We start from the raw sequence: 11,959 nt of genomic DNA on the forward strand, positions 1-11,959 counted from the left end.
TCTACCGAAGGATATCGCCGGAAAGATCAGAGAAATTGTAGAAAACGCTGTCGGACATATGCCAGGCGAAGACGAGTAACCAAGATTATTGGGCTACCTGCTTTTGCAGGTAGCCACTAGTTATGTAAGGAGGGAGAGAAATGTCACTAGTATTAGGAATCGATACTGGAGGAACATATACTGATGGTGTGGTCGTGGAGCTCAGGAGCAAACAGATATTGAAGAAGGCCAAAGCATTAACTACTCGTGAGGATCTATCGATTGGCATTCGAAATTGCATCTCTAATTTAGACTTTGAAGATTTTAAGAATATCAGTGCGGTTTCACTATCAACCACATTGGCAACCAATGCAATCGTAGAAGGTCGCGGGTGTGAGGTAGGGCTTTTGATGATTGGCTATAAACCCATAGAGTCATTGCCAGTGAAACATTACCACGTTCTGCAAGGTGGACACAATATTAAAGGGTATCCCAACGCAGAACTAGATCTAGAAAAGACCCGCCAAGCTATTTACGAACTTAAAGGAAAAGTAGATGCTATAGCTATTTCGGGATATCTTAGCGTAAGGAATCCAGAACATGAAATTGCTGTCATGGGTATGGTCAATGAAATCCTGGATCTTCCAGTGGTGTGTGCTCACCAGTTAACGACTTCTTTAGGATTCCATGAAAGAACAGTTACGGCAGTCCTCAATGCGCGCTTAATTCCGATTATTACTGACTTAATTGAGTCTGTTAAAAAAGTACTTGATGAAAAAGGAATACAAGCTCCCATCATGGTTGTTAAAGGTGACGGATGTATGATGGGCGAAGCTTTAGCCCGCGAAAAACCAATCGAAACTATTCTCTCGGGTCCCGCTTCCAGTATCATAGGAGGGACTTTTCTTACTAAGACTTCTGAGGCCCTTGTACTCGATATGGGAGGAACTACGACTGATATCGCAATTCTCAAAAACGGAGTGCCCAGGATCAACCAAGAAGGAGCAACAGTCGGTGGCTGGCTTACACGTGTCCAGGCTGCACAAATCTATACGTACGGTCTAGGGGGCGATAGCTATATCCAAATCCACAAAGACGGCGAAATTCAGGTAGGCCCCCAAAGGGTATGGCCTTTGTCCGTGGTTGCGTACCAATATCCTTATTTGGTCGATGAATTGAAGATGAACTTTGAAAAGACCTACGATCTTATGTTTGCCCAAGCAACGGATTGTTTCATGTTCCTAAAACAAGCTACATTTGAAGTGTTAAATGACCTAGAAAAAAGAGTCGTCGAAATTCTTCAAACTGGTCCAAGAAGTTTATATTATCTGACACAAAGAATGAATCTTGATCCTAATCTTCTAAATTTGCAACATCTCGTTAATTTGGGGGTATTAGCCAGAATATCGCTCACACCCACGGACATTCTGCATGCCAAAGGGACTTATAACCAATGGAACCGGGAAGCAGCGGAAATAGGAGTAAAAATCTTAGCAAGTCGGATGAGAAAAAGCCCAGATGAGTTCATTCAACTTACATCAGAAAAGATAATCAATGACCTTTGCATTACCTGCCTTCAGAGCCTTGTGGGCTGCGATGAGCAAAGCATTAGGATAAAAAACACACCCGAAGTTATGTATTTCATAAAAAAGGCCTTATCACCCAAACAAGGTCAAGAGTTTGACTGTTCCTTTAAAATGAATATGCCAATTGTTGGCATCGGGGCTCCGGTTCGGGCTTGGTTGCCAGATGTGGCTGAGAAAATGAATACCTGTTTGATTATTCCGGAGCATGCTGAAGTGGCCAACGCTATTGGGGCTGCCACCGGCAAGATCATGGAAACTGTAAAGGTATTGATTAAGCCTGGCGAAAAAGATGGAACCTATTTGATGCATGCCCCCTGGGAACGCAAGATGTTCGAGAACCTAGGAGATGCAGTAGCCTATGCATTGGACGAAGCGAAGATAAGGGCAGAACTTGCAGCAAGAAAAGCAGGAGCAAAAGAATATGAGTTAGTAGTGAACCATGAGGATAGATATGCGCAAGTCGGTATGATAGAAAACGATATCTATATGGAATCACTCATTGAAATAACCGCCGTAGAACGTCCGGAGTGGGAACGGGAAGAGATAAAAGAGAAATTCTTTTTGGATACTGTGGGATTCTAGTGTTTTTCAAATGACTTTTATAAAGGAAGGAGATGCCTGATGAATAAGGTTGTTCTGGACAATATTCCCTGTGAAATTGATTTTAAAGAGCTTCAAGAAAAGTTACGTATTAATGAAGAAAGTGATTGTTTAGTTGAAATAAAAATGATGGCTGCTGAAGCTCAGTTACTCGCAAGACCTAAAGTAGTCTATAAAAACGCAAAGATTGAAGCGAAAGGAGATAACTTTGTTGTTATCGATGGAATCAAGTTTACCAGTCGTGTTCTACGGGTTAACCTGGAGGAGGCTTTAGAGGTCTTTCCATATGTTGTTACCTGCGGGACTGAGTTGGAAGACTGGTCTAAACAATTTGAGGATGTTTTTACAATCTTTTGTGCTGATACGATTAAGGAAATGGTACTGCGTTTAGCTTTTCAAACGTTTGAAGCACATCTAGATAAAGAGTTTGGATTGGGGCATGCTGTCGAAATGAATCCGGGTTCATTGTCTGATTGGCCAATCAATGAGCAAATACATCTATTTGAACTATTAGGTAATGTAAAAGAGTTAATCGGGGTTCAACTGACTGACAGTTACCTTATGCTTCCGATTAAGAGTATTTCAGGGATTCGTTTTCCAAAAGAAGGTACATTTGAAAACTGCCAATTGTGTCCTCGAGAGAAGTGCCCTAGCAGAAAAGCACTCTTTGATAAGGAATACGCAGAGAGTTATAAAATCCATTAATGGAAATCAAATACTATATCAAAGAAGGTTATGGAGATAGCCGCTTCTTCCGCTATGGAAGGGGCGGCTTAATTTAATCCCGCGTATTATGCGCCAATGCACGGCTAGAAAAAATAGCGACACCCTATTCTTGGGTATACACTGCTGGTATACTATGGCATAATACATATGAACAAATATCATTTTAATATCCAACTTTTTATATAATCTTACGCGTTGTAGTTCTCTTTAGAGATTTTATGAGATTAAGAAAATCCAATAAAAACTATAAGCTATTAAATGATTAACGACGAAGTTGAGTGGCTGTAGACTATGGAGAAGAAAATAATGAATAATGTTTTAGAAGGCAAAATGGGTAGGTTGGGGATTATGGGCGGAACTTTTGACCCAATTCATTACGGGCATCTGGTTGCCGCAGAAATGGCGCGAGTTGAATTTCATCTAGACAAAGTGTTATTTATTCCGACTGGAAATCCGCCCCATAAAATTGGAAGAGACGTCTCAGCTGCAGAGTTACGTTATGAGATGGTTGAGCGCGCTATTCAGGATAATCCTGCTTTTGAGCTATCTGCTCTTGAAATTAAGAGAAACGGGCCTTCCTATACGGTTGATACGTTACGCGTTTTACGCCGCACTTGGCCGGATTATGAACTTTATTTTATCACGGGTTCAGATGCTCTTCTGGAGATCTTTTCCTGGCGCGATGCCGAGGAAGTTCTCACGTTGATTCAATTTATTGGCGCAGCACGTCCGGGGTTTGACGCAAGCGATTTTCTTTTGAAGGTTCAAGAAGACAACCCTGAAACCCAGGGGAGGATTCACTCTTTGGAAGTTCCCGCCTTAGCGATTTCTTCAACAGACATTCGAACAAGAGTCGGACGTGGTGAACCCATTCGTTATCTTTTGCCTGAGCCAGTGCGTCTTTTTATTCAACAACGTGGGCTGTATTCGCAGGAGGAATTGTCTCATCATGATTAATTCTCTGTAATTATCATCAACTAGTTCGCATACTCTGCCTGGATTTGATCATACTAAAAACGATCAGTGAATCAATTCAGGACAAGAGGTGACAGTTCTAATGACAACTACTCTTTATGTTGGAAATCTTCCTTGGAATACTACAGCAGATGAACTTGGTGAATTCTTTGGTGGATATGGTCAGGTTGAAAGCAGTCGGATTATTACCGATCGAGAAACGGGTCGCTCCCGTGGGTTTGGTTTTATCGAAGTCGAAGAAGGGGACGCAGCACGCATTGCACAAGAGCTTAATGGCAAAGATTTCGGTGGACGGCCATTGACGGTGAACGAAGCGAAACCAAAACAAATGTAAAAGCCCTGCGGATTGTTGTACAGGAGATCCTCTGACATGCTTGTGGGGGGTCTCCTGTTCGTTGTAGAGAGGAAGTTTCTTAGCATCCTACGGCGGTATGTGTTCGTTTGGGGTAAGCGCCTTCGGCGATAGTCTCCACCGGAGACTATCGTGATCGCACTCGCTTCATCGCTATTCCCTTGACGATTAATCTAAAACGCAAAACCTATGGTCTGTTCTGCATGCCCGTCGCTCCTTGCCATCCTTGGCACCGCGGCATCAGTCCATCTCGGCATCTTGCCATCCATGGCGATGCTCTAACCTCAAACGTCCTGTTTGAGTCATGGACAAGTCCCGTTGCGTTTCTTAACGATTAATCGTCTGCGCTCATTGACGCGATTCCGCTCACCGTGCTTCACTAAGCTAAGAAACTTCCTCTAGCTTGGGTCGACGGGGCTTGGTTGACGGTTGGGCTGTTTACGTCTTTGACGCAAAAGCACTTTGCGTGCTTTTTAGGTGAATGAAGGGCTTTCCTATTCCGAAAGGATTTAGCTTTTTCAAGAATCGTTTACTAATCTCGAAGGTCTTGTTTGTGTCTTAGCCAAGTGACCCGGGAATTGTATAGAGTGTTCGATTCTCTTCTCTTTACAACGGAATCGATTAATTGATAGAATATAAAGTATAATAAGAGATTAGGGATAGGAGAAGTGGCAAAGATATAGATATGAGACAAAAGGATAAAAAAGATAAGAGATATAAAGAGGAGCGGGAGATACGTGATATTGCAGGTTGATGAGATGATGAATTTAGCGGTTCGTGTTCTTTCGGAGGAACGATTGATACATACGTTGGGTGTTGCTGATTGGGCGGATGAGTTGGCCAGGCATCATGGTTTGGATCCGATTAAAGCGCGTTGTGCTGGATTGGTGCACGATTTGGCAAAGGAAATGCCCATTAAGGATCAGTTAGGGTTGGCACGACGGTGGGATTTACTTTGTTATACTGAAGATGAACAAAATCCGTATGTTTTACATGGTCCTGTTGCGGCTTATTGGTTGGAACATTTTTATGGGCTGGAAGATGCTGACGTTTTAGCGGCGGTTGCGAATCATACGTTGGGGAGACCGGAAATGTCCTTGTTAGAGATGCTTATTTACAGTGCGGATTTAACGGAATCTAATCGTGATTTTCCAAAAGTGGACAATTTGCGTCAATCCTTGTATGATGATTTAGAAAAGGGTACATTAGACTGTGTTAAACACACTTTAATATATTTGAAAGAAGGCAAACGCCCGATTCATCCCTTAACTCAATTAACCTATGATGATTTGCAAAGGAGGATAAATTTTGGAACTTGATCAAAAAATGCTTAAAAATGTGGTTAGTTTTGTCGAGGACAAAAAAGGTGGAGATATTACTTTTTTGGATGTAAGGAGTATTTCGGCAATCACTGATTACTGCTTGATTGTAACTGGGAATTCAACCACTCAGGTTAAAGCAATCACGAACTATTTGGAGGAAAAGTTGCCGGATATCGGTGTACCGGTTGCTCATCTTGAAGGATTACCCGATGCTAAATGGGTTTTGATGGATTGTGGTGGAGACTTAGTCATTCATGTGATGACTCCAGAGCAACGTGAATTTTATCAACTGGAGCGCCTTTGGAAGGATGCCGGAGTTGTCTCATTCGATTCTGTCGAAGTTTAGAAGCAAGCCAGCTAAATTAACGAAACTAACCAAAACAAACACGTAAAAGCAACGATAGGGAGTAGTACTTAGGAATCCTCACTTAGAGAGGCGGCGGAAGGTGCAAGCCGTTGTAGGAGACTTGGGGAACTCACCCTGGAGCTGTGTTCAGGTTGCAATGAACACCGGTGCGAACCGTTAAGATCGTTTGAGCACTTATAAAATTGGGTGGTACCACGGGAGCACGTCTCTCGTCCCTTTAGGGACGGGAGATTTTTTAATGTAAGGAAAGTGTGTGGCATTGCGTTAGCTATGTCCGCTGTATATAGTAGTGATGTAATTTTCTCGGGCTCCATTTATGAAATTCGTTTAGAAAGTCAAGTTTGTGTGAAGTAGTTGACTCTTTAGCATCTGAGGCTTGTTGTTAGCTAAGTTTCTTTATAATTAAGGGGGAAGGGTTTATGCAAGAAAAGTATTCGTTTTCCGAGATCGAACCAAAGTGGCAGAAACATTGGGTTGAAAACAAAGATTATAAGACGGAGGAAAATTCCTCTAAGAAAAAGTATTATGCCTTGGCCATGTTTCCTTATCCTTCGGGAGATTTGCACATGGGTCATGTCCGTAATTACTCGATCGCCGATGTTATCGCTCGCTATAAACGGATGCAAGGATATAATGTCCTTCATCCGATCGGTTGGGATTCGTTTGGCTTACCTGCGGAAAATGCGGCGATCAAGCATCAAACTCCACCGGCAGACTGGACTTGGAAAAATATCGCTAACATGCGGCGTCAACTTAAAGAGATGGGAATTTCTTATGACTGGGATCGGGAGATGGCAACCTGCCATCCTGGCTATTATAAATGGACGCAGTGGTTGTTTTTAGAGTTTTACAAACACGGATTGGTTTATAAGAAGAAGGCTGCGGTGAACTGGTGTCCTTCATGTGCCACGGTACTTGCCAATGAGCAAGTTGTCGATGGAGGGTGCGAACGCTGTAACACCTTAGTGACGAAGAAAAACCTGGAACAGTGGTTCTTCAAAATCACGGATTATGCGGATGTTTTGCTTCAAGATTTGGACAAGCTGACTGGTTGGCCTGAAAAGGTGAAAACCATGCAGCGTAACTGGATTGGTCGTTCTGAAGGGGTGGAGGTACAATTCCCTTTGGATGAACGCCAGGATAAGATTACGGTATACACTACACGGGTTGACACCCTTTACGGGGTGAGTTATGTAGTTTTAGCTCCTGAACATCCGCTCGTTAAAGAGCTTGTGGAAGGCACGGACTACGAGAAGGATGTGCTGGCATTCATTGAGAAGATGAATGGTCTCAATGAAATTGCGCGGACTTCAACGGAGGCAGAAAAAGAAGGGTTATTCATCGGGGCGTATTGCGTTAATCCGATCAATGGACAGAAAGTCCCGATTTGGATTGCTAACTATGTTCTTCTCGAATACGGAACGGGTGCGGTCATGGGCGTACCGGCTCACGACGAACGGGACTTTGAATATGCAACGAAGTATGGTCTAACGATTAAAACCGTTATTATGCCAGCGGGCAGTGCGCCGGAAGATAAAGATCAACCGCTAGAGGCTGCTTTTACAGGAGAAGGGTTCATGGTTAATTCTGATTCCTTTGATGGTCTGGACAATGAAGAGGGCTGGGACCGGATTGCAGATGAAGTGGAGCGCCGAGGCATGGGTGAACGGAAAGTAAATTTCCGTTTGCGTGACTGGCTTATTTCCCGTCAACGTTATTGGGGAGCACCTATTCCGATCGTTTATTGTGAATCTTGTGGAACAGTCCTGGTTCCTGAAGAACAGTTGCCAGTAATGCTCCCTGCGGACGTTGTCTTTAAAGCTGGAGAAAATCCCTTAGCGACCTCTTCTGCCTTCACTGATACAATTTGCCCACAGTGTGGAGGTCCTGCTCGACGTGAGACGGATACGATGGATACGTTTGTTTGTTCCTCGTGGTATTATCTCCGCTATACAGATCCCCGTAACTCGGAGGCAGTTTTTTCTAAATCGGCTGTGGATCAATGGATGAATGTGGATCAATACGTTGGTGGTGTGGAGCATGCAATCCTTCACCTTCTTTACTCGCGCTTCTTTACTAAAGCTTTACGGGATTTTGGATATTTACAAGCTGATGAACCGTTCCAAAACTTGCTTACGCAGGGGATGGTTTGCATGGATGGATCTAAAATGTCCAAATCCAAAGGGAATATTGTCAGCCCAGAGTTGATTATTGGTAAATATGGTGCTGACACGGCACGATTATTCATCCTGTTCGCAGCTCCACCTGAGAGGGACTTGGAGTGGAGTGACCAAGGAGTTGAAGGGTGTTACCGTTTCCTTAATCGCATCTGGCGCTTAGTCGCTCAATATGAGCCCATCATAAAGGAACTCCAAACTCAACCATCCGACTCCAATAATGAAATGAGCGGATGGGGGCACTTGGATGCACCAGGGAAAGCATTACGCCGCCACACCCATTTGGCGATTCAAAGGGTCACAATAGACCTTGGGACGCGCTTAAACTTTAACACGGCGATCAGTACTATTATGGAATGGGTTAACGCTTTGTACCTCTATAAGGAGCAGCCTACGGCGGATGCCGCGGTCGGTCGTGAAGCAGTCGAAGCAATTCTATTACTCCTTGCTCCAATTGCTCCGCATATCACAGAAGAGCTTTGGAGGGAGCTTGGGCACTCAGAGAGCATCCACAAACAACCCTGGCCTGAAGTGGACGAAGCCGCTCTCGTACAAGACGAAGTGACAGTTGTTCTTCAAGTGAACGGAAAAGTTCGTGACCGAATTCAAGTGTCTGCAGAAATCTCAGCAGCCGAGTTGGAAAAAATGGTGCTTTCTCAGCCCAAAGTCAGTGAATGGATTCAGGGAAAGTCGATTGTCAAAGTCATTACGGTTCCGGGTAAACTGGTTAACATAGTTGTCAAGTAAATAGGTATTATAGGAAAAGGGTAAGTTTGCATCGGCGAGCTTACCCTTTTTCATTTGAGGAATGATGAGCTTGTAAGAATGGTTGGCCAGGTTTGGAATATAGTATTAATAGATCTGGTTTGGAAATGGGTCGTCAGGTTGAAGAAAATTAGTAGGATCTGGAATATACTATCAAAAGAGCGGCAGAAAAGGGAGTGTAATATTTTGCAAAAGGTATATGTACTCGATTCCAGTGTATTGCTGCATGACCCTTACGCAATCTTTAATTTTCAGGATAATGATGTTGTTATTCCCTATGTAGTGTTGGAGGAAATTGAAAGTAAGAAACGTCTTTTAGAAAATGTCGGTAGAGCTGCTCGAGAGGCTATCCGGCATCTTGATCGCTTAAGAGAAAAAGGTCAACTCTCTTTGGGCGTCCCCTCCCCAAATGGAGGAAAAATCAGGATCGAGCTCAATCATTACTCAAATGGAGTCTTGCCAGTAAACTCAGACGTGACATTGCCAGACAATCGAATTTTAGCGGTCACTTTGAATTTAGCACAGGAAGAACAGCGCGCCGTTATATTGGTTACCAAAGATATTGCTATGCGTGTTAAAGCGGATGCTTTGGGAATTTTAACAGAAGATTACTATAATGATAAAGTGATTTTGCCCCCGATTTTGGACGAGATCGTAATATTGCCAATGGAGGATGCCGAGGTCGCTACCCTTTATCAAAATAAATCAATACCCTTACAGACACCCATGTCACCGAACCGCTGTACAAAAGCAGTTTTGAGTGATAATAGTGTCCTTCCTCTTATTTCGTCTTCGGATGGGAAAAAATTAATTTATAACATCGGCAAAAGGCTTGCTCCGTGGGATATTAGACCCAAGAATCCGGAGCAGTCATGGGCTTTAGAAATGCTCAACAATCCGGAGATCACGTTGGTCAATTTGATGGGTCCGGCAGGAACCGGGAAGACGTTGCTTGCCTTAGCTAGTGGTTTGGAACAAACAGTTCATGGAGAATTATATATTAGAATGCTTTGTGCGCGACCGATTGTTCCTTTTGGTAAAGATATTGGGTTTCTACCTGGGGAGAAGGATCAGAAGGTTCGCCCGTATATGCAACCGATTTATGATAATCTTGAGTATTTACTTCGTTCTAAGCGAGAGAAAGAGCGCGAGAGAGGTAGCGAATCGATCGTTGACAGTGCCATTGATCTGCTCATCAAAAAGAGGCAACTGGAAATAGAGGTACTCACTTATATTCGGGGTCGCAGTATTCCTAATCAATTCATCATTATTGATGAGGCTCAAAACCTTTCGGCACATGAAGTAAAGACGATTATCACCCGAGCTGGCGAAGGAACGAAGATTGTACTTTGTGGAGATCCTGATCAAATTGATCATCCATATCTGGATAAGGAGAGTAACGGTCTTGCCCATCTAGCCTCGCGGTTAAATGGTCAATCTTTCTATGGTCAGGTACGACTGATTAGCGGGGAGCGAAGCGAACTTGCTACAAGGGCTGCGAGTTTGTTATAGAGGGGACTTGTGTGAGGGACTTGTGTGACACAGCGCTCGGTGCCTACGACGCAGAGCAAACTAACCGTTCAAGCGACCGGCTTTGGGGAGCGGGGTTCCCGCCAAAAGCGCCGTCCTTGGCGCATTGGCGGCAGTGCACGTCCTGTGCACTGCCCCGTGGCTGGGGTCGGTCGCTTGAACGGAAGTTTGCTGGGCTGCTTACGTAAAGACGTCGCGCTAGTGTCACACTGCGTCCTGGGCTTGGGTCGGGAGGACGTGGGGGGACGAAGGACGGACGGGAGATGGACCATTCGGGTGGACGGCACATTTCATGTGCGCCGTCTGGTGCGGGTAGGGGGACTTGTGTGACACAGTGCTCGGTGCTTACGACGCAGAGCAAACTAACCGTTCAAGCTCCAGGCTTGTGGGAGCGGGGTGCCCGCCAGATGAGCCGTCCCTGGCTCACTGGCGGCAGCGCACGTCCTGTGCACTGCCCTGTATCTGGGGTCGAGTCGCTTGAACGGAAGTTTGCTAGGCTGCTTACGTAAAGACGTCGCGCTAGTGTCACACTGCGTCCCGGGCTTGGGGCAGGAGGACGTGGGGGGACGAAGGACGGATGGGAGAGGGACCATTTGGGTGGACGGCACATTTCATGTGCACCGTCTGGTGCGGGTAGGGGGACTTGTGTGACACAGTGCTCGGTGCTTACGACGCAGCAAACTAACCGTTCAAGATCCCGGCTTTGGGGGACGGGGTGCCCGCCAGATGAATAAGTGATCTAAGAAAGCAACTGAAAGATAGATCGAAAGAATAGATGCAGTTGAGAAAATTAAAAACCAATTTGTATTATAAAAGTAAATAATATGAAGCTTATAGGAAAAATAATTAACAACGTAGATTGCTAGAATAATCATGGACTTCAACAGACGTTTCAGTTTTGAAAAATAGATAAATACCATGATAGTTGCTACAAACAAATAATATAATAATGCTAGTACGTAGGGACTTCGTATAGGATCAGGAATGAAATTTCTTGAGTAATTTTGATATCCAGATAGAATAAAACCCCATAATAGGGTAACTACATCCAGAGGAAACAATCCTAAAATTATGTAAAGATAGTACCTAAGTGGTCTAATACCGTTTAAGCTTTTTAAGTAATTCCGTTTCGCCCACCAGAAGAATATAATCAACCCAATAACAGTCATCCATGTTCGGTACCAATTATGAGAATAGATACCTAAAGCCAGAAACAATTCTTCAATCAAACCGTATAATCCAGACAATAGAAAAATCCAATAATACTCCAAATTAAATACGGCAACTAAGAGGGCTGTTGCTGCTACTGTGAACTGTGAGAAAAGGTTTCCAGCAAGAACATCATCGAAAGGTGAGGTAAGAATAATCATGGGGTAGTAATTATAGGCTTTAAATATAATAAGTATCATGGTTTCGAAAAAAAGAACCAACCCTACCAAAGTCAAATAAAAGGCAAAAGCAAGTTTCCGCCTTTTGGCTTTGATAATTGAAACTATTACTTCAATAACGGTTGAAATCCCTAGTAGCACATACCAAATTGTATTAGTCCAGAAAAGGTTCATTTAATACTTCCCTTTACT

Annotated in this window: 11 protein-coding genes and 1 other annotated feature; of the genes, 10 read left to right on the plus strand and 1 reads right to left on the minus strand. The window is 43.9% G+C overall.

The window, feature by feature from the left end:
• Nucleotides 1-140: 140 nt before the first annotated feature.
• The 10 genes from E4K68_RS09910 to E4K68_RS09955 all read left to right on the plus strand — a co-directional run bounded on the left by E4K68_RS09910 (nt 141) and on the right by E4K68_RS09955 (nt 10,888).
• On the plus strand, nt 141-2,147 hold the full coding sequence (locus E4K68_RS09910) for a hydantoinase/oxoprolinase family protein (protein ID WP_135378779.1): 2,007 nt from the start codon (nt 141-143) through the stop codon (nt 2,145-2,147).
• Between the two features lie 39 nt (nt 2,148-2,186).
• The gene (locus E4K68_RS09915; protein ID WP_135378780.1) at nt 2,187-2,870 is read left to right on the plus strand and encodes a vitamin B12 dependent-methionine synthase activation domain-containing protein; all 684 of its coding nucleotides are present in this window, start codon (nt 2,187-2,189) and stop codon (nt 2,868-2,870) included.
• Between the two features lie 327 nt (nt 2,871-3,197).
• Nucleotides 3,198-3,848, plus strand: coding sequence for a nicotinate-nucleotide adenylyltransferase (gene nadD / locus E4K68_RS09920; protein ID WP_135378781.1), 651 nt, complete (start codon nt 3,198-3,200; stop codon nt 3,846-3,848).
• A 100-nt stretch (nt 3,849-3,948) separates the two neighbouring features.
• Entirely contained in the window at nt 3,949-4,200 is a 252-nt protein-coding gene (locus E4K68_RS09925) for an RNA-binding protein (protein ID WP_135378782.1), read from the plus strand.
• Nucleotides 4,201-4,955: 755 nt separating this feature from the next.
• On the plus strand, nt 4,956-5,537 hold the full coding sequence (gene yqeK, locus E4K68_RS09930) for a bis(5'-nucleosyl)-tetraphosphatase (symmetrical) YqeK (protein WP_199241738.1): 582 nt from the start codon (nt 4,956-4,958) through the stop codon (nt 5,535-5,537).
• Entirely contained in the window at nt 5,527-5,886 is a 360-nt protein-coding gene (rsfS, locus tag E4K68_RS09935; protein WP_243450325.1) for a ribosome silencing factor, read from the plus strand. The genes yqeK and rsfS overlap by 11 nt, the downstream gene beginning before the upstream one ends.
• 42 nt (nt 5,887-5,928) lie before the next feature.
• Nucleotides 5,929-6,127, plus strand: a binding site (T-box leader).
• Between the two features lie 199 nt (nt 6,128-6,326).
• Nucleotides 6,327-8,831 (plus strand): leucine--tRNA ligase, encoded by a 2,505-nt coding sequence (leuS, locus tag E4K68_RS09940; RefSeq protein ID WP_135378783.1) that lies wholly within the window; start codon nt 6,327-6,329, stop codon nt 8,829-8,831.
• Between the two features lie 204 nt (nt 8,832-9,035).
• Complete coding sequence (locus E4K68_RS09945; protein WP_135378784.1) at nt 9,036-10,361, plus strand: PhoH family protein; 1,326 nt, start codon at nt 9,036-9,038, stop codon at nt 10,359-10,361.
• Between the two features lie 24 nt (nt 10,362-10,385).
• The gene (locus tag E4K68_RS09950; protein WP_135378785.1) at nt 10,386-10,709 is read left to right on the plus strand and encodes a hypothetical protein; all 324 of its coding nucleotides are present in this window, start codon (nt 10,386-10,388) and stop codon (nt 10,707-10,709) included.
• Nucleotides 10,706-10,888: a hypothetical protein gene (locus E4K68_RS09955; RefSeq protein WP_135378786.1), complete on the plus strand. Its 183-nt coding sequence runs from the start codon at nt 10,706-10,708 to the stop codon at nt 10,886-10,888. The genes E4K68_RS09950 and E4K68_RS09955 overlap by 4 nt, the downstream gene beginning before the upstream one ends.
• A 180-nt stretch (nt 10,889-11,068) precedes the next feature.
• Here E4K68_RS09955 and E4K68_RS09960 read toward each other — a convergent pair whose 3' ends face one another.
• On the minus strand, nt 11,069-11,941 hold the full coding sequence (locus E4K68_RS09960) for a hypothetical protein (protein WP_135378787.1): 873 nt from the start codon (nt 11,939-11,941) through the stop codon (nt 11,069-11,071).
• Nucleotides 11,942-11,959 lie beyond the last annotated feature (18 nt).

Origin of the sequence: Desulfosporosinus sp. Sb-LF, assembly GCF_004766055.1 — a bacterium.
Classification (GTDB): domain Bacteria; phylum Bacillota; class Desulfitobacteriia; order Desulfitobacteriales; family Desulfitobacteriaceae; genus Desulfosporosinus.